General features: G+C 72.5%; 18 protein-coding genes. 11 read left to right on the top strand and 7 right to left on the bottom strand.

Annotated elements, in window-relative coordinates; all coding sequences use genetic code 11:
* Positions 1-18: 18 nt before the first annotated feature.
* The 8 genes from AB0C35_RS13765 (at position 19) to AB0C35_RS13730 (ending at position 9652) form a co-directional block, all read left to right on the top strand.
* Positions 19-1071: a DoxX family membrane protein gene (locus AB0C35_RS13765; RefSeq protein WP_358454552.1), complete on the top strand. Its 1053-nt coding sequence runs from the start codon at positions 19-21 to the stop codon at positions 1069-1071.
* Between the two features lie 130 nt (positions 1072-1201).
* Positions 1202-1795 (top strand): sigma-70 family RNA polymerase sigma factor, encoded by a 594-nt coding sequence (locus AB0C35_RS13760; RefSeq protein ID WP_358454550.1) that lies wholly within the window; start codon positions 1202-1204, stop codon positions 1793-1795.
* Positions 1792-2514, top strand: coding sequence for a zf-HC2 domain-containing protein (locus tag AB0C35_RS13755; protein ID WP_358454547.1), 723 nt, complete (start codon positions 1792-1794; stop codon positions 2512-2514). The genes AB0C35_RS13760 and AB0C35_RS13755 overlap by 4 nt, the downstream gene beginning before the upstream one ends.
* 67 nt (positions 2515-2581) lie before the next feature.
* A complete protein-coding gene (aroA, locus tag AB0C35_RS13750) occupies positions 2582-3853 on the top strand; it encodes a 3-phosphoshikimate 1-carboxyvinyltransferase (protein WP_358454545.1) in 1272 nt (423 codons plus the stop codon).
* A gap of 58 nt (positions 3854-3911) precedes the next feature.
* The gene (rsgA, locus tag AB0C35_RS13745) at positions 3912-4901 is read left to right on the top strand and encodes a ribosome small subunit-dependent GTPase A (protein WP_358454543.1); all 990 of its coding nucleotides are present in this window, start codon (positions 3912-3914) and stop codon (positions 4899-4901) included.
* A gap of 54 nt (positions 4902-4955) precedes the next feature.
* On the top strand, positions 4956-6500 hold the full coding sequence (locus AB0C35_RS13740) for a protein kinase (protein ID WP_358454541.1): 1545 nt from the start codon (positions 4956-4958) through the stop codon (positions 6498-6500).
* A 20-nt stretch (positions 6501-6520) separates the two neighbouring features.
* Positions 6521-8014, top strand: a complete 1494-nt coding sequence (locus AB0C35_RS13735; protein WP_358454539.1) for an FAD-binding oxidoreductase — start codon at positions 6521-6523, stop codon at positions 8012-8014.
* A gap of 54 nt (positions 8015-8068) precedes the next feature.
* Positions 8069-9652, top strand: coding sequence for a serine/threonine-protein kinase (locus AB0C35_RS13730; RefSeq protein ID WP_358454537.1), 1584 nt, complete (start codon positions 8069-8071; stop codon positions 9650-9652).
* Here the strand turns inward: AB0C35_RS13730 and AB0C35_RS13725 are convergent.
* Positions 9612-10463 (bottom strand): hypothetical protein, encoded by an 852-nt coding sequence (locus AB0C35_RS13725; protein WP_358454534.1) that lies wholly within the window; start codon positions 10461-10463, stop codon positions 9612-9614. The two genes, AB0C35_RS13730 and AB0C35_RS13725, sit on opposite strands and share 41 nt — an antisense overlap.
* Positions 10464-10599: 136 nt before the next feature.
* On the opposite strand from AB0C35_RS13725, the gene hisN reads away from it, so the two are divergent.
* Together hisN and AB0C35_RS13715 are read left to right on the top strand one after the other, a co-directional pair.
* Complete coding sequence (gene hisN / locus AB0C35_RS13720) at positions 10600-11403, top strand: histidinol-phosphatase (RefSeq protein ID WP_358454531.1); 804 nt, start codon at positions 10600-10602, stop codon at positions 11401-11403.
* Positions 11404-11548: 145 nt separating this feature from the next.
* Entirely contained in the window at positions 11549-11740 is a 192-nt protein-coding gene (locus AB0C35_RS13715; protein ID WP_358454529.1) for a hypothetical protein, read from the top strand.
* A 19-nt stretch (positions 11741-11759) separates the two neighbouring features.
* Here the strand turns inward: AB0C35_RS13715 and AB0C35_RS13710 are convergent, their stop codons facing one another.
* Positions 11760-13271, bottom strand: a complete 1512-nt coding sequence (locus tag AB0C35_RS13710; RefSeq protein ID WP_358454526.1) for a carboxylesterase family protein — start codon at positions 13269-13271, stop codon at positions 11760-11762.
* 40 nt (positions 13272-13311) lie between these two features.
* Positions 13312-13971, bottom strand: coding sequence for a helix-turn-helix domain-containing protein (locus tag AB0C35_RS13705; protein WP_358454523.1), 660 nt, complete (start codon positions 13969-13971; stop codon positions 13312-13314).
* 105 nt (positions 13972-14076) lie between these two features.
* Between AB0C35_RS13705 and AB0C35_RS13700 the strand changes: the two genes are divergently transcribed.
* Positions 14077-14934 carry an oxygenase MpaB family protein gene (locus AB0C35_RS13700; RefSeq protein WP_358454521.1) on the top strand — a complete coding sequence of 286 codons (858 nt, stop codon included), beginning with the start codon at positions 14077-14079 and terminating at the stop codon, positions 14932-14934.
* A 9-nt stretch (positions 14935-14943) separates the two neighbouring features.
* Here AB0C35_RS13700 and AB0C35_RS13695 read toward each other — a convergent pair whose 3' ends face one another.
* The 4 genes from AB0C35_RS13695 to AB0C35_RS13680 all read right to left on the bottom strand — a co-directional run bounded on the left by AB0C35_RS13695 (position 14944) and on the right by AB0C35_RS13680 (position 21492).
* Positions 14944-15753: an SDR family oxidoreductase gene (locus AB0C35_RS13695; RefSeq protein ID WP_358454518.1), complete on the bottom strand. Its 810-nt coding sequence runs from the start codon at positions 15751-15753 to the stop codon at positions 14944-14946.
* 16 nt (positions 15754-15769) lie between these two features.
* A complete protein-coding gene (locus tag AB0C35_RS13690; protein WP_358454515.1) occupies positions 15770-17128 on the bottom strand; it encodes a cytochrome P450 in 1359 nt (452 codons plus the stop codon).
* Positions 17129-17235: 107 nt separating this feature from the next.
* Positions 17236-20205, bottom strand: a complete 2970-nt coding sequence (locus AB0C35_RS13685; RefSeq protein ID WP_358454512.1) for an AMP-binding protein — start codon at positions 20203-20205, stop codon at positions 17236-17238.
* Positions 20206-20376: 171 nt separating this feature from the next.
* Positions 20377-21492, bottom strand: coding sequence for an RNA-guided endonuclease TnpB family protein (locus AB0C35_RS13680; RefSeq protein ID WP_358454509.1), 1116 nt, complete (start codon positions 21490-21492; stop codon positions 20377-20379).
* Positions 21493-21554 lie beyond the last annotated feature (62 nt).

Below are 21554 nucleotides of genomic sequence, written 5' to 3'. Positions count from 1 at the left end.
TTGGGCATGTAGCGGGTCATGCGACCCTTCACGACCCTGGCCCGCCCGTTCGTGGCGGCGCCCTACATCATGACCGGCCTGGACGCCATCCGGGACCCACGCGAGCGCGCCGAGCGGGTCGGCCCGGCGGTCAAGCCGGTGGCCGACCGGATCGACTGGCTGCCGAAGGACCCCGAGACCCTCGTCCGCATGGAGGGCGCGCTCAGCCTGGGCACCGGCGCCCTGCTGCTGACCGGCAGGTTCCGGCGGCTCACCACGCTGCTGCTCGCCGCCCAGCTGGTGCCCGCGCTCGCGACCGAGCACCGGTTCTGGACCGAGGACGACCCCGAGCGCCGCGCCAGTGAGCGCTCCCACCTGCTGAAGAACGCCGGCATGTTCGGCGCGCTGCTCATGGTGGCGACCGAGCCGCGCCGCCCGCCGCGGACGGCGGAGCTGCGGCGCGCGGCGCGGGAGACGCAGATCAAGAGCGCCGCCGAGGCCAAGGCGCTGCGCAGGGAGGCCGCGGTGACGCTCCGGGACGCCCGCCGGGAGGCGGCCCGGCAGGTGCGGATCGCCCGCGCCGAGGGCGGGCGCAAGGCCGCCAAGCAGACCGCGAAGGCGACGAAGGCCGCCAAGGCGGCCAAGCCCGGCGCCGCGTTCAAGGCCGGCAAGGCCGGCGGCGCGATGAAGGCCGCCAAAGTCGGCAAGGCAGGCGGCATGCTCAAGGGCGCCCAGCCCGGCGGCATGCTCAAAGCCGCCAAAGCCGGCAAGGCAGGCGGCATGCTGAAGGGTGCCCAGCCCGGCGGCATGCTCAAGACCGCCAAGGCCGGCAAGGTCGGCGGCGCGCTCAAGGGGGTCCAGCCCGGCGGCTTGCTCAAGGCGGCCAAGGCCGGCGGTGCGATGAAGAACGTCAAGGCCGGTGGCGCGTTCAAGATCGGCAGGGCGTCCAAGCCGGGCCGGGCGGCGCGGGCCGGGCAGACGGTCAAGGCGGGGACGGCCACGCAGGCGGCGAAGGCCATGAAGGCGGGCAAGACCGTCCGGGCGGGGACGGCCGTCCAGGCGGGCAAGGTCAAGCAGGCGGTCAAGCGCTGACTTCCCGAAGAGAACCTTAAAAGAACCTCAAATCGGTTGAACCGCAAGCCGGGGCGGTCCCGTACTGCCAGATGACGACCGTCGACGAGCGCCGCTCGTGCCCATCCCCCACAACGGAGACGCCCCGGCCATGGCAGTTCCCGGATCGACCGGTCGCCAGACCGGCGGGTTGCGGAGCCTGCTCCGCCGCCCCGGCTCGTCGCGACCGGCTTCGGCCGTGCGCGACGAGGAGATCGTCGCCGAGCTCTACCGCGAGTACCATCGGCCCCTCCTCGCGTTCGTCCTGCGGCTGACCGGCGGTGACCGCCAGTGGGCCGAGGACGTGGTACAGGAGACCATGATCCGGGCATGGCGCAGTGCGGACCGGCTCGACGACCGCACGTCCTCGCTGATGCCGTGGCTGGCCACGGTCTCCCGGCGTATCGTGATCGACAACCGGCGGCAGCGCGAGGTCCGACCGCCGGAGGTCGGCGACGGCCCCCTGGAGAACCTGCCGATGGCGGACGAGATGGACGGCCTGCTGCGCAAGGTCGTGGTGACCGAGGCGCTGGACTCGCTCTCCCCGGCGCACCGGCAGGCGCTGACGGAGACGGTGCTGCGCGACCGTACGGTGAATCAGGCGGCCGAGTACCTCGGCATCCCGGTGGGGACGGTCAAGTCCCGCGTCTACTATGCGCTGCGCGCCTTGCGCGTCGCCTTGGAGGAGAGGGGGGTGACCTCATGAGTTCGCCGGTCGAGCACACCGACGTCGGCGCGTACGCGCTCGGCCTTCTCGAGGAAGGCGATCGGCGGGCCTTCGAGGCCCATCTTCGCGGGTGCGGCAGGTGCCAGGCCGAGCTGGGCGAGATGTCGGGAACGGCCGGTGTCCTGTCCGCGCTCGGCGGGGACGCCGGTGTGCGCGCGCCCGCCCCGGAGGGGGGTGAGGACGGGCCGTCCGCGCCTCCGGCGCCGGTGATCGACATGATGCGACGCCGGCGCAGGGAGGACCGCCGGTTTCGGCGCGGCGCCTACGCCGTGGGCGGCGCGGCGGCGGCCGCCATGCTGGCCGTCGGGATCGGCATCGGGACGCTCCTGAGCGACGACGGGAACGCCGTGCGGCAGCCGCCGCCCGTGGCCGTCACCGGGGAGAAGTTCCAGGCGGCGAACGCGAGCACGGGCGCGTCCGGCACGATCGGCCTGGTCGACAAGGGCTGGGGCACGCAGGTCAGCCTGGAGCTGCGCGGTCTCAAGGGGCCGCTGAGGTGCCGCCTCGTGGCGGTGTCCGTCAACGGTTCCCCCAGCGTCGTCGCCGACTGGCGCGTCCCGGACAAGGGCTACGGCGTGCCGGGGCAGCCCAAGCCGCTCGTCATGCAGGGCGGGACGGGCCTCTCCCGCGAGGAGATCAGCCGGTTCGAGGTCCGCCTGGACGACGGCGGTGGCACGCTGCTGGCGATCCCCCTCTGAGCACCCCCTCTGAGCACCCCCTCTGAGCGACTCCGCCGCCGGCGGCGCGGCCCGATAACCTTGGGTCATGCCCACTCCGCACTGGACCGCCCCGGTCGCCCATGCCCCGGTAGACGCGACGGTGTCGCTGCCCGGCTCCAAGTCGATGACGAATCGGGCGCTGATCCTGGCCGCGCTCGCCGAGGGACCGGCGCGCATCACGGGACCGCTGCACAGCCGCGACACCGAGTTGATGGCGGCGGCGCTCCGCGCGCTCGGCGCGGGGATCGACGAGGACTCCGGCGGCTGGCGGGTGCGCCCGGGCCGGCTGACGGGCCCGGCGCGGGTGGACGTGGGCCTCGCCGGGACGGTGATGCGGTTCCTGCCGCCCGTCGCGGCGCTGGCGTCCGGTGAGGTGTCCGTCGACGGTGATCCGCGGGCGCGGGAGCGGCCGATGGGCCCGATCGTCGCCGCGCTCCGGGCGCTCGGCGCCGGCATCGACGACGGCGGCCGGGGCACGCTGCCGTTCACGGTGCGCGGGACGGGTGCGGTGAACGGCGGTCAGGTCACGATCGACGCGTCCGGGTCGTCCCAGTTCGTCTCGGGGCTGCTGCTGGCCGCGCCGCGTTTCGAGAAGGGCGTGGAGGTCAGGAACGACGGCCCGCCGGTGCCGTCGGCGCCGCATGTGGAGATGACCGTCCACATGCTGCGCGAGGCGGGCGTGGCGGTCGAGACCGAGGAGAACGTGTGGCGGGTGGCGCCCGGCCCGATCCGGGGCGCCGAGTGGGTGATCGAGCCCGACCTGTCGAACGCGGCGCAGTTCCTCGGGGCGGCGCTGGTCACCGGCGGGCGCGTCACCGTGCCCGGCTGGCCGGCCGAGACCACCCAGCCGGGTGACGCGCTGCGCGGGCTGCTCGGCGCGATGGGCGCGGAGGCGTCCCTCGGGCCGGACGGGCTGACGGTGCGCGGAAACGGCGAATTCTCCGGGCTGGAGGCCGACCTGCACGACGTCGGTGAGCTGACGCCCGTGCTCGCGGCCCTGGCCGCGCTGGCCGGCTCCCCGTCCCGGCTGACGGGCATCGCGCATCTGCGCGGCCACGAGACCGACCGGCTCGCGGCCCTGGTCACCGAGATCAACGGGCTGGGCGGCGACGTCCGGGAGCTGCCGGACGGGCTGGAGATCCGGCCGCGGCCGCTGCACGGCGGCGTCTTCCACACCTACGACGACCACCGGATGGTGATGGCGGCGGCCCTGCTCGGCCTGGCGGTTCCCGGAATTGAGGTGGAGAATCCGGGCACCGTGGGCAAAACTCTTCCGAACTTCACGGAGTCGTGGGCGTCGATGCTGGCGCCCGCCTGACAGCAGGGACGGACCACTGGCACGACGAACGCACGACTACGACGAGGACGACGTCCGGGTGCGGCCCGGACGCCGCGGGTCGCGTCCGCGCACCCGCCGCCGTCCCGCGCACGAGGACGCCTCCCCCGGGTTCGTGATCGCGGTGGACCGGGGCCGGTACCGCTGCCTGGTGGACCAGGGCACCGACGACGAGCGCGGCGTCACCGCGATGCGCGCCCGCGAACTGGGCCGCAAGGGCGTCGTCGTGGGCGACCGGGTCGCCCTCGTCGGGGACGTGTCGGGCGCCCCGGACACCCTGGCCCGCATCGTCCGCGTCGAACCGCGGACGTCGTCGCTGCGCCGCACCGCCGACGACTCCGACCCGTTCGAGCGGATCGTCGTCGCCAACGCCGACCAGCTCGTGATCGTGACGGCGCTGGCCGATCCCGAGCCCCGCCCCCGCATGATCGACCGGCAGCTCGTCGCCGCCTACGACGCCGGGATGGAGCCGCTGCTCTGCCTCACCAAGGCCGACCTCGCCGACGCCGCCGACCTCGTCGCCGAGTACGCGCCGCTCGGCGTCCCCTATGTCGTGACGCGTCGCGACGGCGACCACGGTGCGCTGCGCGGCGGAGGCCTGGAGGAGCTGCACGGCCATCTGGCCGGGCAGGTGAGCGTGCTGGTCGGGCATTCGGGCGTCGGCAAGTCGACGCTGGTGAACGCGCTCGTCCCGGACGCCGAGCGGGCCGTCAGCCACGTCAACGCGGTCACCGGCCGCGGCCGGCACACCTCGTCGTCGGCGATCGCGCTGGAGCTGCCGGGCGGGGACGGCTGGATCATCGACACCCCGGGCGTGCGGAGCTTCGGTCTCGCGCACGTCGAGCCCGAGAACGTGATCAACGCGTTCGAGGACCTCGCGGAGGGCGCCGCGGAGCGCTGCCCCCCGCTCTGTGATCATCTGCAGGACAGCTGCGGGCTGGACGGCTGGGTCGCCGACAGGCGCGCCAGCCGGGCCCGGCTGGACTCGCTGCGGCGGCTGCTCGCCAGCCGCGAGGGAGAGCCCGAATAGCCGGTCCCGTATGGCGAACGACGCGCCCGCCTCGCGTCGGTATCGTCTTCCCCCATGGTCCAGTTGATCGCGGGGCGCTACGAGTTGATCGAGGTGCTCGGCCGCGGCGGGATGGGCGCCGTGTGGCGGGCCCGCGACCGCACGCTCGGCCGCGAGGTGGCGGTCAAGGAGGTGTCGCTGCCGCAGGGCCTGGACGACGCGCAGGTCGAGCGGACGTACGCGCGGACGTTCCGGGAGGCGAGGTCGGCGGCGCGGCTCGACCATCCCGGCATCGTGACGGTGCACGACGTCGTGGAGGAGGACGGCCGTCCCTGGATCGTGATGCAGCTCGTCCGGGCCGAGGCCCTCGACGCCGTCGTCGCGCGGGAGGGTCCGCTGCCGCCGGACCGGGTCGCGGCGATCGGCCTCGACCTGCTGGACGCGCTCCGCGCCGCGCACGCCGCCGAGGTCGTGCACCGCGACGTCAAGCCGGGGAACGTGCTGCTGCCGCGCGGCCGCGCCGTCCTCACCGACTTCGGCATCGCGACCGTGGCGGGCGACGAGACCCTCACCCAGGCGGGGGCCATCGTCGGGTCGCCCGCGTACCTGGCGCCCGAGCAGGCACGCCACCAGAAGGCGACCCCCGCGTCGGACCTGTGGTCCCTGGGGGCCACGCTGTACGCCGCCGTCGAGGGCCGCCCTCCGTACAAGCGGCCCGACGTGTGGGGCGTGATGGCCGCCGTCCTGTCGGACGAACCCGACCCCATCGAGCGCGCCGGGCCCCTGACGCCGGTGCTCCATGGGCTCCTGCGCAAGGACCCCGACCAGCGGATCAGTCCCGATGAGGCCGGGCGGCTGCTCCGCCAGGCCGCGCAGGTGGCCGCTCCCCACGTCCCCGCACCGCCCCACTTCGTCCCGCCGGACCCTGGACGGCGTGATGTGACGCTGCAGCCCCGCGATGCGACGCTGCAGCCCCCGGTGGCCCCGCCGACCGTCGTGACGCCCGCCCGGAGGCGCGTGCCCTGGCCGCTGATCATCCCGGCCGGCGTCTTCACCGCCGCGCTGGTCGCCGCGGTCATCACGGTCGTGGTGTTCACCAGCCAGAGCGACGCCCCCGAGGGCAAGGGCCGGGCCGGTGGGCCCGGGACCTCGTCTTCTTCGCCGAACACCGCCGTGCCCGAGGGCTACCGCCTGTACCGGGGGTCGGCCTTCGTCGCGGCCGTCCCCGAGGGCTGGAAGGACGACGGGTCGGGCGACGACGTCACCTTCCAGGACCAGACGGAGGGCGTCCGCCGCGGCATCGTGATCCAGCGCATCGCCTCCGCCTCCGCCGGCGACCCGGGGGACGGCCTCGCCGACGCGATCGCGAACATGAGGTACGACTCCCAGTACCCCGGCTTCAAGCAGGAGAAGTTCCACCGGAACGTCCCCTACCAGGGCGGCAGCGCGGCCGATCTGCAGTTCACCTTCACCAAGGACGGCATCCCGGGCCGCTGCCTCGTCCGGGTGTTCGAGTTCGACGGCGCCATCTACCAGGCGATCCTGGTCGGCGAACAGAAGCACTGGTACGGCGGCCTCCCCTACTACGAGACGTTCCTGAGGACGCTGCGGAAGCCGTGACGCGAGCGGAAGGGGGGCGCGTGGACCGCCGGGCGGTGCTCATGGCGACGATCCTCGGCGGCATGGCGGCCGCCGGCTGCTCCGACGGGGAACCGTCCCCGAGCGGCCGGCGCCCTTCGCCGCCACGGCCCCGCCCGACGGGTCCGGCCGACTGGAACGCCCTCGCCCGCGGCCTGGACGGGACGCTGATCCGTCCGTCCGACGCCTCGTACGACCAGGCCAGGCGCCTCTACATCCCCCGCTACGACGACATCGAACCGGCGGGCATCGCCTACTGCGAAACCCCGCAGGACGTGTCCGAATGCATCGCGTTCGCGACGTTGAAGGGGATTCCGGTCGCGGTGCGCTGCGGGGGCCACAGCTACGCGGGCTGGTCGACGGGCACGGGAATCGTCATCGACGTCTCCCCCATGGGCGTGGTGAAGCGCGACGGCGGCAACGCGATCGTCGGAGCGGGAACTCGGCTGATCGACCTGTACGCCGAGCTCGCACGCGACGGTGTGAGCGTCCCGTCCGGCAGTTGCCCCACGGTCGGCGTGGCGGGGCTGACGCTGGGCGGCGGCCTGGGCGTGACGTCCCGCGCGTACGGGCTGTCGTGCGACGTCCTGGAGTCGGTCCAAGTCGTCACGGCGGACGGCCGGGTCCTCACGTGCGACGCCGAGCAGAACAGCGACCTGTTCTGGGCGTGCCGGGGCGGAGGCGGCGGCAACTTCGGCGTCGCGGTGTCGTTCGCGTACCGCACGCACGAGGCCGGCGATGTCACACCGTTCAGCCTGCGCTGGCCCTGGCCGGAGGCGGCCAAGGTGATCCGCGGCTGGCAGCGCTGGGCACCGGGCGCGCCCGGCGAGATCTGGACGAGTCTGCACCTCGACACCCGCCCCGACGACGGCTCCCCCAGCGTCGAGGTCATCGGGGTCGCGCTCGCGGACGCCGACGGCCACGTGAACCGGCTGGCATCGGCGATTGGGACCGACCCGGCCTCGTCCACCGTCCAGAGCCGTCCGCATCTGGACGCGATGAAGTTCATGGGCGGCTGCGCGGGACAGAGTGTCGAAGAGTGCCACGCACAGGGCGATCTGCCCGGCCGACGCCCCGGCGGCGGCTTCCCCAGAACCGACTACGCCGGAAAGTCCCACATCGCCTACAAGCCCCTCCCCGACGACGCCGTCGACGCGCTCCTGGACCGTTTCGACAAGGGCAACGACGTGCGGAACCATTCCGTCCTGCTGGACGCCATGGGCGGCGCCATCGGCCGCCTGGCCCCCGGTGACACCGCCTTCCCGCACCGGAAGGGCCTGTTCTGCGTCCAGTACCTCGCGCCGGACAACGCCTGGCTGCGCGCCGCTCACGCCGCGATGGAGCCCTACATGGGCGGCACCGCATACGTGAACTACATCGACCCCGATCTCAAGAGCTGGGCGCACGCCTACTACGGCCCCAACCTCGACCGCCTCAGAAAGGTCAAAGCCGCCCACGACCCCGGAGGGCTGTTCCGCTTCCCCCAATCCCTCTAGCCCGCGGCCGGATGTGGCGATCTTCACGGGGCGGAAGATCGATATCGTCCCCGTATGCCGCAGACGATCGCCGGGCGTTACGAACTGGCCGAGATCCTCGGCCGCGGCGGGATGGGCGCGGTGTGGCGCGCCCGCGACCGCACGCTCGGCCGCGAGGTCGCCGTCAAGGAGGTGTCGCTGCCGGACGGGCTCGACGGCGCGCAGGTCGAGCGGGTGTACGCGCGGACGTTCCGGGAGGCGCGATCGGCGGCGCGGCTCGACCATCCCGGCATCGTGACCGTGTACGACGTCGTGGAGGAGGACGGCCGCCCCTGGATCATCATGCAGCTCATCCGGGCGGAGTCGCTGGACCGCGTCATCGCCCGCGAGGGGCCGCAGGCGCCCGGGCGGGTCGCGGAGATCGGTCTCGACCTGCTGGACGCGCTCCGCGCCGCGCACGCCGCCGGGGTCGTGCACCGCGACGTCAAGCCGGGGAACGTGCTGCTGCCGCCCGGCCGCGCCGTCCTCACCGACTTCGGCATCGCGACCGTGGCCGGCGACGAGACCCTCACCCAGGCCGGCGCCGTCCTCGGCTCACCGGCCTACCTGGCGCCCGAGCAGGCCGGCCACCAGCGGGCCACGCCGGCGTCGGACCTGTGGTCGCTCGGCGCCACCCTGTACGCCGCCGTCGAGGGCCGCGCCCCGTACAGCCGTCCCGACCTGTGGGGCGTGATGGCGGCGCTGCTGGCGGAGGAACCCGACCCGCTGCGGCTCGCCGGTCCCCTGACCCCCGTGATCCAGGGCCTGCTCCGCAAGAACCCGGACGAGCGGACGGCCCCGGACGAGGTCGGCCGGATGCTCCGCCGGATCACCCAGGGGCCGGTACCCGGGCCCGCGCAGGCAGGCCCGCGCAACGTGACCCTCGATCCCGCCGTGACGGCGGCCGAGCCGCCGACACCCCAGCCGGGGCCGCTCGGCGGACCGTCTGCGGCCTCCCGCGGGTCTCGCCGGCCGGTGATCTTCGCGGCCGGGGCCGTCGCCGTGCTGCTGGTCTCCGTCGCCGCGGTCGTCCTGTTCCTCGACCTCCGGGGAGACCAGGGCGGGCAGGCGTCCAAGACGCCGCGGCCGGGGGGCGGCAGTGGGCGCGGATCGCCCCAGAGCACCTCCACCGCCGTTCCGCCCGGCTACAAGGAGTACCGCGGGCCGGCCTACGTCGCCGCCGTCCCTGACCGCTGGAGGCAGACGGAGGAGGGCGACACCGTGGAGTTCTACGACCCCGTCAGGGGCGGCGAGGGGCATGGAATATCGCTGTCTCCGGCCGATTACGGCACCGTCGATCTCGGGGACCTGCTGGCCACGGCGTCCGGCGCCTTCGAGAACGACGGTGAGTACCCCGGATACAAGGAGGTCGGCCTCAAGCGGAACCTCGCCTACAAGGACGGGAAGGCCGCGGAGCTCGAGTTCACCTTCCTCCAGAACAAGATCCCGGCGCACGGCCGGATACGGATGTTCCGGATCGACGGCGCCGCCTACCAGGTGATCATGGTGGCCTACGAGGAGAACTGGAAGGCGAGCCTCCCGCACTTCGACACGTTCTTCAGGACGTTCCGCAGCGCGCCTAGTTCTTCGAGGTCTCCTCGAACAGGCTCCTCGCCCTAGTCTCGGCCTCGTTCAGCGCCCTGACGTGCTCGGGCGCGAGTTCCTCCACGCAGCGGGTCATCTCCTCGGTGACCCGGCTGAACGCGCTCTCCTCCGCCCCGCGCAGCGCCGCCCGGACGGTCGCGGACCGGGCGCCGAGCGCCGCCCACTCCAGTTCCAGCCGCGCGACGGCCTCGTCGAACGCCCGGGCCGTCTCGGCCCCGGCGTCCTTCAGCTCGCCGGGGACCGGGCCCCGTCCCGCCTTGCGCGCGTGGCCCGACAGGGCCGAGATGCGGCTGGCCAGCGTCAGCCCCTCCCGGGCCAGCGGCAGCACGTCGTGGATCAGGTCGGTGACCGCCTTGGCCAGTTCCTCCACCCGCGTCAGGAGCGTCTGCGTCGCCTCCTCCAGCGCCCCGGAGGTGCGCTCGGCGACCCGCTCGGCGACGTCCTGCTGCTGCTTGAACAGGACCGGGACGATGTCGTGGTCCAGCCTGCGCCGCAGTTCGCGCTCCCGCTCGCCGCGCGCGTCCGGTCCCGCCTGCTCGTTCCAGTCCGCCCAGACCCGCTCGATGCGCTCCTCGCCGGAGGCGGCGATCTCCGCCGTGATCTCCTCCAGCGCCTCGCCCGCGCGGGCCTTCAGCCGTTCCACCCGCCCGTAGAGGGCCTCGCGCTTGAACGGGTCGTTGAGCTCGTTGAGCTGCGCCTGCAATCGACGGGAGACGTCGATGGCGTGCTCGGCCAGCGGGACGAGGCGGTCGGCGAGCTCGTCGAGCGTCGCCGCCCGGCGTGGATCGGTCAGCTCGGCCACCCATGCGGGAAGGTCGTGCGCCATGGCCCCATGCTCCCACCACCGCGCCCTGGAAACGGCCCACATCGGCACCGGCGCGCCACACCCGGACGACCGAAAAGCCGGAACAGCCCGGGTAAGTGTGTCTGGACAACCCGTGATCAGGGTAGCGTTGCTCGCCGTGGCGGGCTATTCCGATGACCTGCGTCTCGCACATGTGCTGGCGGACGGGGCCGACGACATCACGACCAGGCGTTTTCGCGCTCTCGATCTCGCCATCGAGACCAAGCCGGACCTGACACCGGTCAGCGACGCCGACCGCAGCGTGGAGGAGCAGATCCGCGGCACCCTGAAGCGGGCGCGCCCGCGGGACGCGGTGCTCGGCGAGGAGTACGGCAAGACCGGTTACGGCAACCGCTGCTGGATCATCGACCCGATCGACGCGACGAAGAACTTCGTGCGGGGCGTCCCGGTGTGGGCGACGCTGATCGCGCTGATGGAGAACGACGAGATCGTCGTCGGGGTCGTGTCGGCGCCCGCGCTGAACCGGCGCTGGTGGGGCGCGAGGGGCGGCGGCGCCTGGACGGGACGCAGCCTGACCCGCGCGTCCCGGATGAACGTGTCGTCGGTCACGGAGCTGCCGGACGCGTCGCTGTCGTTCTCCAGCCTCAGCGGGTGGGAGGAGCAGGGCCGCCTCGACCGCTTCCTCGACCTGACCCGGTCGGTGTGGCGGACGAGGGCGTTCGGCGACTTCTGGTCGCACATGATGGTCGCCGAAGGGGCGATCGACGTGTCCGCCGAGCCCGAGGTGTCGCTGTGGGACCTCGCCGCGCTCCAGGTCATCGTGGAGGAGGCCGGCGGAATGTTCACCGACCTGTCCGGCGTCCCCGGGCCGGACGGCGGCAGCGTCGTGTGCACCAACGGCAAGCTGCACGCCGAGGTTCTGCGCACCCTGGGCGGCGGCCAGCTCTCCCTGCGCATCTGATCGGCGTCCGCGTCTGGTTCCATGGAACGTGCCGCCTGCGGGAACGGTTCACTATGGCCATCGGGCAGACTCGCGACATATCGTGGAACAGCGGTCGCCGGGTGGCCGTTGTAGAGATAGGGCGGCCCGTAAACGGAGGTACCAGATGTCGACTCAGACAAAGTTCGTGATCGGCGGCGTCGTCGTCGGCTTCCTGACCCTGTTCATCTTTCCCTGGTGGCTGACCGCGCTGATCATCCTCGGCGTCCTCGGGACGCCGCTCGTCGGCTACCTGATGCTCGACCCGTCCCAGCGCAAGCGCGTGCGTGCGCAGGGCCGCAAGCGCCTCGGCAGCTGACCGGGCACGCTGACCGGGCCTAGTCCCAGAGTTTGCGGACGTCGCCGCGGGGGTCGTCCACGACTTCGTCGGCGGGCCCGTCGAAGACGTGCACCGCGCGGGTGGACGGGTCGAACCGCCGCCAGCCCGGGTCCCCGTGGACGGCGAAGTCCGTCCAGGCGCGGTGCATGCGGTCGGCGAGGGCCTGCGGCGGGTTCGGTCCCGCCAGGCCCTCGGTCTCGCTGTTCAGGTTGTCGAAGACGAAGCCGAGTTCGAGCGCGTGGCAGGCGCCCAGGTCGTGCTTGGGCGACCGCCACGCGAACTCGTACATCCACGTCCCGCCGGCGCCGCCGGATGCGGCGTGCCCGGCCGCCGCGCGGTTCGCGGGGATGCGGAACAGGTGGTCGGTGATGATCGTCGCCATCAGCTCGCCGGGCGTCATGTCCGGGTGGCGGCCGCGGTAGGCGGCGGGCAGGCCCTGCGGGACGCCCATGCCCGCCGCGACGGCGCCCGCCAGCTCGTCGGTGAGGTCGCCGGCGAGGCCGGTCGGCATCAGGAAGAACCGGAACTCCTCGGACGTGTAGCCGATGAGCAGGTCCACGTCCCGTCCGGCGCCGGCGGCGATGGCGTCCTCGGGGCGGCGGGTCAGCAGCTCGCCGTCAAGGATCGGCGTCAGCGACATGCCGCCCGCGGCGGTGGTGACGCCCCAGCGGCCGGGGTCGGGAAGCATGGAGACCTCGGCGGCGACGGCGGACTGGACCGGCATGATCGCCCATGGGTCGAGCGCCGCGAACGCCTCGGCGGTCGGCTCCACGCCCAGCCGGGCGGCCATCTCCGCGGTGACGAGCATGGCGTCGGCCGGGTCCTGGGCGATGCTGCCCGCGCCGCTCTGCGCGATCGCGCGGCCGAAGAGCCCGAGGTCGACGGAGAGCAGAGTGGTCACGCTCATCCCGCCGGCGGATTCACCGAAGACCGTGACGCGGTCCGGGTCGCCGCCGAAGCCCGCGATGTTGTCGCGGACCCACTCCAGTGCGGCGATCTGGTCGAGCAGCCCCCGGTTGAGCGGCGCTCCGGGCAGGTTCGCGAAGCCGTCGACGCCGAGCCGGTAGTTGAACGTCACGCAGACGACGCCGTCGCGGGCGAAGTTGCGGCCGTTGTAGACGGGCACGGCCCCGGATCCGTTGCGGAACGCGCCGCCGTGAACCCACACCATCACCGGAAGTCCCGAGTCTCCCCGATCCGGCGCCGAATCGTTCAGGCCCCCTGCGACACCCCGGTACGGCGTCCAGACGTTGAGGTTGAGGCAGTCCTCCCCCGGAATCTCGGGGTCGGGCAGGAGCGCGTCGTACGGCTTCGGGTAGCCGGGCTTGGGCGCGGTCGGCCCGTACTCGACGGCGTCGCGGACGCCGTCCCACGGCTCGGGCGGGCGAGGCGCCTGGAAGCGGTTCGGCCCGAACGGGGGCGCGGCGTAGGGGATCCCGAGGAAGGCGGTGACGCCGTCCCGTGTCGTGCCGCGGACCTTCCCGTAGGACGTCTGAACGACCGCCTCCATGCGCGCCTCCGGTTCTAGAACGAAGTTCGACAGCTGAAGACTACGGGACGATGCCGGGGCGAAGCATGCGGGTGAGGTAGTCGCGGGCGAACGCGCGGATGGCGTCCTCGTCGTCCAGCGCGAGCCCGCCGCCGGGGACGAGCAGCAGCGACATCGCCAGCCGCAGCAGCACCTCGGCCACGGTGTCGTGGTCCCCGCGGTCGCCGGGGCGGGCGCGGCGCAGCCGGTCGGCGAGGATGTCGCGGGCGGCGAGCATCACCGCGCCGCCGTTCATGCTGAGCTGCGGCAGGAACGCCTCGGGCTCGCTCTCCAGGACGCGTCTCATCAGCGGGTGCGTACGGGCGCTCTGCAGCCCCACCACGAACCCCTCCACGACGGCCTCTTCGGGGGAGTCGAGGTCCTCGGTGGCCTCCGCGATGGCGGTGAGGAAGCGGCGGCACTCCCGCAGGATCACGGCCTGGAGCAGTTGCTCCTTGTTGGTGAAGCGCCGGTAGATGGTGGTGCGCGCGACCCCGGCGCGTTTGGCGACGTCCTCGACGCTGACCCTGCGCAGCCCGTAGGTCTCGAACTCCGTGAGCGCGGCGTCCAGAATGCGGGTGTCGAGGTCGTCGGCGTCGGCCTCCGGTGTCGCGAGCCGGGCCCGCAGCCCGTCGGCGGTGGTCACGCGGGTCGTCACGCGGGTGGTCGCGCGCAAGGTCATAGCTCGCACCCTAACCGGCTCGGGCACCCGACTCATGCCATCGGGTGCGACACAGTTACAATAATCGTCGTTCTGTACTTCTGTCTCAGATCTCCGGCGGTGCACATGACGGACCAGGCCGAGACGCAGCCCCCGGCCCCGCTCGGGCCCGGATCGCTGACCTGGCGCTACTTCGGCGACACCCGGATGGTCCTCGTCGGTCCCCGGGCCGCCGTGCTGCAGAACATGCTCCCCGCGCTCGGCCAGGGCGTCCTCGACCACTCGGTGTTCTTCTCCGAGACGTTCGCGCGGGTGAAGCGGTCCGCCGGGCCGATCCTGAACACCGTGTACGGCGCGGAGCGGTCCGCCGAGACGGGCCGCCGGGTCCGCGACTACCACCGCGACATCAAGGGGACGATGCCGGACGGCACCCGCTACCACGCGCTCGATCCCGAGACCTACTACTGGGCGCACGCCACCTTCCTCGACCACATGCTGTACGGCATCGAGACGTTCATCAGGCCCCTCGGCGAGGCGGACAAGCGCCGCATCTACGACGAGTCCAAGGTCTGGTTCCGGATGTACGGGGTCAGCGACCGGGCGATGCCGGAGGACTGGGAGGCGTTCCAGGCGTACTGGAAGCGGATGCTCGACGAGGAGATCGTCGCGCACAAGACCGCCCGGTACGGCGTCGGCTACGTCACCAAGGGCCTGCCCGCGCCGCCGAAGGTCCCGGCGCCGGTGTGGCGCGCGGTGTCGCCGCCGCTGAACGCGGTCGCCCGCTTCATCACGGTCGGCGGGCTGCACCCGCGGATGCGCGAACTGCTCGGCCTGCCGTGGAGCGACGCGGACGAGCGCCGCTACCGGCGTTTCGCGGCGGCCGTCCGCGCCGGGAACCGCGTGTGGCCGCTGCTGCCCGAGGTCGTCCGCTACGTCCCACAGGCCCGCCGCGCCCGCCGCAAGGCCCGCCGCGCCACCCGTTGAGTTGGGGCTTCAGGAGTCGGTGCGGATGCGGGCGTCGTAGGCCTTCCGCGCGTCCGGGTCGTACTCCAGGAAGATCTTGTCGAGCCCGAGACGGCGCGAGACGGCCTGCCTGACCCGGTCGGGGAACAGCCCGCTCAGCCTGACCTGCCTGCCGAGCCTCTTCGGGACGACGGCCTGCGGCCGCGGCCTCCCGATCAGCCCGACGACGGCCGCGGCGATGTCCTCGGGCTCGCAGTTCTTCTGGCCCTTCGGGCTGCGCGTCCCGGCGACGAGCTCGGTGTTGGTGAAGGTCGGCAGGACGGCGCCGACGTGCACACCCCGGTCCCGGACCTCCAGCCGGGCCGCCTCCGTGAACGCGACGACGGCGGCCTTGCTGGCGTTGTAGAGGGCGAGGCCGGGGGTGTACATGATCCCGGCCACCGACGCGACGTTGATGATGTGGCCGGCGCCGCGCGGCAGCATCCGGTCGAGGGCGAGCTTGGTGCCGAGCATGACGCCGTGCACGTTGACGTCGAGGCAGCGGCGGGCGTCGGCGTCGCTCTCGCCGGTGACCGGGCCGATCGGCATGATCCCGGCATTGTTGATCAGCACGTCGAGCCGCCCGGCGGCCTCCTCGGCCCCGTCGAGGAACGCGGTGAACGACTCGCGGGACGTCACGTCCACGGGCAGGCCGGTGACGCCGAGCGACTCCGCGGCCTCCTTGACCGCGGTCTCGTCGATGTCGCCGATGACGACCGTGGCGCCCTTGTCCTTCAAAGCGCGGGCGGTCGCCAGACCGATCCCCCGCGCCGCCCCGGTGATGGCGACGACCTTGCTCATCGGCTCTCCTTCAGGCTCATGGGCTCTGCTCCAGACGGTTCAGCCGGACGGGGAGGCCGTCCTTCGGCGACGGCAGGGACGTGGTGTCCAGGGGCCATTCGTACCGGGCGGGGACGCTCCAGCGGTACCTCTGCAGCACCTGGTGCAGGATCGTCTTGACCTGCATCCCCGCGAAGTACATGCCGATGCACTTGTGCGCGCCGCCGCCGAACGGCGACCACGCGTACTTGTGGACCTTGTCCTCGCGGCGCTCGGCGGAGAACCGCTCCGGGTCGAACCGGTCGGGGTCGGGCCACCATTCGGCCATGTGGTGGTTGCTGAGCATCGGCACGACGACGAGGGAGCCGGCCGGGATGTGGAACCCGAGGATGGAGGTGTCCTTGACGACCCTGCGCGGCAGCGCCGGGACGGGCGCGACCATCCGCAGCGACTCCTTCATCACCATGTCGATGCCGGCGAAGTGGTCGAGGTCGTCGTAGCCGGGCTGCGGTTTGCCGAGGTCCAGCGACTCCTCGCGCAGCCGTTCCTGCCATTCGGGGTACTTGGCCAGGTGGTAGGCCATCGTCGTCAGCGTGATGGTGGTGGTGTCGTGCGCCGCCATCAACGCGAAGATCATGTGGTTGACGACGTCCTCGTCGGTGAACCGCTCGCCGTCGTCGGTCTCGGCCTGGCAGAGCGCGGCGAACAGGTCGTCGCCCCCGTCGCGGCGCTTGGCGGGCAGGTGCCGGTAGAAGAACTCCTCCAGCACCTTGCGGGCCTGCAGGCCGCGGTGCCAGCGGAGGCCGGGGACGGGGAAGCGGACGTAGGCCGTCCCCGCCCGGACGGCGTCGATGAACGCGCCGTTGACCCGCGCGCGCTCGGCGTCGTCCAGTTCGACGCCCATGAAGACGTCCACGGCGAGGTCGAGGGTGAGCTGCTTGATGTGGTCGTACACCTTGAAGCCCTCGCCGGGCTCCCACGACTCGACGCCCTTGACGATGCCGGGCGCCATCGCGTCCATGTAGGCCTGGAGCCGGGTGCGGGTGAACGCCTCCTGCATGATGCGGCGGTGGTGCAGGTGCTCCTCGAAGTCCAGGAGCATGATGCCGCGCTTGAAGAACGGCCCGATGAAGTAGCTCCACGCCGGCCCGTTCGCGAACGCCTTGTCCCGGTTGACCAGGACGGCCTGCGCCGCCTCGGGGCCCTGGACGGTGACGGTCCGCTGCCCGAGCAGCCATCCCCAGGCGACGGGGCCGTACTCGTCGTACCGTTTGCGGGCCATCCCGATCGGGTCGCGCATCACCGCGAGGGTGCTGCCGATGTACGGGATGCCGGGCACGCCGGGGACCGGCTTCAGGCCGCTGCCCTGCGGCGGCGGCGCGAGGACGCTCGTCATGACCCCTCCGGAACATGCGCAACAAAAAGCCTAAAACTGTTGCTTTGTTCTAACGTAGCGGACACGTGTAAGTCCAGGCTTATCCGCCGTGACCTATGCCTCCGCCGTCAGCGCGCCTCGCGGGCCGCCGCGGCCGCGAGGAGCCGCCGCCGCGCCGCGTCCGTCAGCGGCCGGTACGCGCCCGCCTTGTCCCGGTAGTACGTACGGCCGTCCCCGGCGCGCGGGACGCCCTCGTCCCGCAGCGGACCCGTCCGCAGCCGCCGCCCCGCCGTGACGGGCACCTCGTCCACGACCCGGACGATCGCGGGCCGCAGCCCAGGCTCCACCCGCAGCAGCGCCTCCGACAGGTCCAGGGGCTTCAACTCCCCCGCGTCGCGCAGGCTCACCGCCGCCGCCACGACCTCGGCCTCCCCCACCGGGACGCCGTAGACCGCGACGGCGTCGATGTAGGGCAGGTCGCCGAGCGCGTCGCGGATCGGGCCCGGCGGGACGATGCCCTCCGCCGTGCGGATCAGCTCGGCCTCCCGCCCGACCAGCCAGAAGTCGCCGTCCGCGTCCCTGCGGAACAGGTCCCCGGTGATCGTCCAGGCGTCTTCGGGGGCGAAGACCCCGCGCACCGGACGGGCCGCGGCGCCGATCGCCGCCAGCCGCACCCGGGCGAGCAGCATGCCGATCTCGCCGGGTTCGCATTCGACCGCGAACCCGTCCGGCCCCTGCTCCAGGCGCCCGCTCTCCAGGTCGTACCGGGCGAGCCGCACCCCGGCGCTGCCCGGCAGCGTCCGTCCCAGCGACCCGGGCTTCTTGCCGCTCAGGTTGACCAGGACCGACTCGCCCTCGGTGGAGGCGTAGAACTCCAGCACGCGGGCCGGGGCGAACCGGTCCTCCACCCGGCGCCACAGGCCGCGCGGCATGCCGGAGCCGATGAACAGCCGGACGGCGTGGTGCCGCTCGGCCGGGTTCGGCGGCGCGTTGACGAGGTCGCGCAGCAGCATCCACGTGTAGGACGCGACGGTCACGCCGTAGCGGCGCGCCTCGTCCCAGAACGTCTCGGGGTCGTAGGCGCTGGCGAGGGCGAGCCGGGCGCCGCCCGCGACGGCGCCGCCGAGGCTCATCAGCAGCGCGGACGGGTGCTGGAGCGGGGTGATGCTGTACACGGTGTCGGACGAGGACAGGGAGGCCGACGACGCCGTCCCGAACGCCGACAGGGCCCAGCGCCGGTTGGTGACGCGGCTGGCCCGCAGGTGCTCCCCGTCGCCGGTGAAGACGACGAACGCCAGGTCGCCCGCCCGCCCCGGATTCGGCCGGTACCAGCCGGGCAGATCGACCCGCGCCGGGTCGATGGTCTCCATGTCCATCAGCGGCGGGTCCGCCAATGGCCCGCGTTCGCCGCGTCCGGCGCCGCCGAGCAGGTAGCCGTCGACGCCGTCCAGCTTCGCGGCCCGCGCCGCGTGCTCCGGGTCGGCGATCACGCGGGTCACGCCGCTCAGCCGCGCCTCCGCGGCGGGGTCGCCGTCGGGGCGCAGCAGCACCGCGACGGCGCCGAGCCGGCTGAGCGCCGCGACGAGCGCCAGCGCGGTCGGCCGGGTGCCCATCAGCACCCCGACGGCGTCGCCCCGCCGCACCCCGATGTGGATCAGGCCGCGGACGACGGCGTCGACGCGCCGCTTGGCGGCGTCATGGGTGTGGGCGCGCCCTTCATACAGGAAGAACACCTCGCCGGGGCGGCGTCCGGCCTGCTCGTCCAGCAGCAGCCCCATGGACATGCGCGTGTCGGACTGGATGCGTTCCAGCCGGGCCAGCCGCGGCAGGTTCTGCGCGGCCTCGCCGGTGAGCTGCCGGGTGCCGTGCACCGCCCGGGACGCGGTGCGGAAGGCGGAGCGTGCGGCGCTCGTGCCGACGCCCATCGCGAGCTGGAGCCCGTACCCGGCGGACCCGCCGGGCAGCCCGGCGGGAACGGCCTCCTCGTCCCCGGCGACCGGCGCGACGATGTCCGGCAGTTCTCCCTCGCCCGCGCGCCACTTCGCCCACCCGGCCACCGCCGGCCACGTCCGCCCGATCGCGAGGCCGCCGACGACGAGCCCGAAATGCCCGGCGCGCAGGGACGCCTCGTACACCTGGGCGCGCGGCGCGGCCCGCCGGATCCCGCGGACCATCGGCGGCGCCGCGATCTCGTCGACCTCGCCGACGAACGTCAGCACGGGGCAGGTGATGTCGGCGAGCGTGACGAGCCGGTCGCCGATGACGAACCCGCCGGTCAGCATCCGGTTGTGCTGGATGAACTGGCGGATGAACTCCGCCAGCGCCGGGCCGGGCCACGACACCCAGCCCTCCCGCTCCAGGAACCGCCGCTGCCGCTCGCGCGGCGCGAGCCGCTCCCGGTCGTGCAGCTGGAGGATGAAGTCGACCCGCGACCGCACCGACTTGACCGGGCTGAGCACCTGGAACCCCAGCCGCGTCACCCACCCGGGTACCGCGAACCCGCCGAGCAGCGCGTCGGGGATCCGCTCCACGCCCTCGGACGCGAGCCAGCTCGGCAGCCCGAACGGCAGGCCGACGCTGGTGTCGGCCGGGCTGCCGAACGTCACCACCGACTCGATGCCCTCGCTGCGCCGGTACGCGGCGGCCTGGTAGACGAACATGCCGCCCTGCGAGTACCCGGCGAGGTGCACGTCCCGCCCGGTCGCCCTCCGGATCCGGTCTACGGCGTCGCTGACGGCCAGGACGTGGTCGCTGACCGTCCGCTCCAGCCCGCCGGGCTCGCGCTCGGGGGCGCCGAAGTCCACCACCCACGGATCGACGCCGAGGTCGTGCAGCACGCCGACCGCGCTGACCCGCGAGGAGATGTCGTACACCTCCGCGGTGATCATCAGCGGCGGGACGAGCAGCACCACCGGCCCGCTCGCCGACTCCGGGAAGTAGTGCCGCAGCCGGTACACCCGCTGCTCGGTCACCACCTCGCAGGGCGAGGCGTCCTCGTCGGTGTCGAACCCGCCGAACCGGGCGACCTCAAGGGCGTTCTGGGCGGTGGAGCCCAGGCGGGAACCCAGGCGCAGAAGCGTTTTGGCAACAGCCGGCATCGTCGACCTTTCACGGCGTCACCGCCGACGTTATCACCGGCTTTAGCAGTGGCTTCTCCACTCCCCGAAGGGAGGGGTTTCGATCCCTCGCAGGATTGAGGTTCCTGTTTCACCGGGCCGTGCCTCCCCGGAGTTCTCCGGGGCCGGTCTTACCAGCCCTCCGCAGGCGTTTTACCTGTCCGCCAGCCCGGCGGCCAGAATGTTCTTCGCCGCATTCACGTCCCGGTCGTGCAGAGTGCCGCACTGCGGGCACCTCCACGACCGTACGTTCAGCGGCATCTTGTCGGATATATGGCCGCACCCGGGCGCAGAGCACAGCTTCGAGGACGGAAACCACCGGTCGACCAGCATCAGATCCCGCCCGTACCAGCCGGACTTGTACTCCAGCATGCTCCGCAACTGCGACCACGACGCGTCGCTGATCGACCGCGCCAGGCAGTGGTTGCCGAGCATGTTGCGCACGGTCAGGTCCTCGATGGCCAGCGCTTGGTTTTCGCGTACCAGCCTCGTGGACAGCTTGTGCAGGTGATCGCGGCGCCGGTCGGCGATCCGCGCGTGGATCCGCGCCACCCGCGCCCGGGCCTTGTCCCGGTTCGCCGAACCCTTCACCTTGCGGGACAAGTCCTTCTGCGCCTTGGCCAGCTTGCGCCGGTCGGCCCGTTCGTGCCGGGGGTTGGCGACCTTCTCCCCGGTCGACAGCGTCACCAGATGGGCCAGGCCCGCATCGATGCCCAGCGCGACCCCCGTGTCCGGCAACGGAACGATCGTTTCCTCGACCAGCAGGGAGACGAACCAGCGGCCTGCGTTGTCCTGGGACACCGTGACCGTCGACGGTTCCACGCCCACCGGTAGCCGCCGGTGCCACACGATGTTCAGCGGATCGGCCGTCTTGGCCAGTTTCAGCGCGCCATCGCGGAGGGTGAAGGCGTTGTTCTGGAATGTTGCCGACTTCCGCGACTTGCGCTTGGACTTAAAGCGGGGATATCTGGCCCGTTTGGAGAAGAAGTTGGTGAAGGCGTTCTGCTGCGCGCGCAGGCACTGCTGGAGCGGGACGTTGGACACCTCGCGCAGGAACTCCATTTCGGGGTCCTGCTTCCAGGCGGTGAGCCACTTGGCGGTGTCCACGTACGAGGTGTGCTTGCCCTCGTCTTTGTACCGGCGGGTCCGCTCGGCCAGCGCCTTGTTCCAGACCAGGCGGACGCACCCGAACGTGCGGTTCAGCAGATCCGCCTGCTCGGTGGTCGGGTAGAAGCGATATTTGTATGCACGCTTGATCACCTGGGCCACGCTTAACACCGTACTGCAAGATCATGTTAATCAGTGCAGCTACCCGCCCAGCTCCTGAAGGA

The sequence above is a fragment of the Spirillospora sp. NPDC048819 genome, from assembly GCF_040650055.1.
Classification (GTDB): domain Bacteria; phylum Actinomycetota; class Actinomycetes; order Streptosporangiales; family Streptosporangiaceae; genus Spirillospora.
This window is presented reverse-complemented; position numbering and strand designations above follow the sequence as displayed.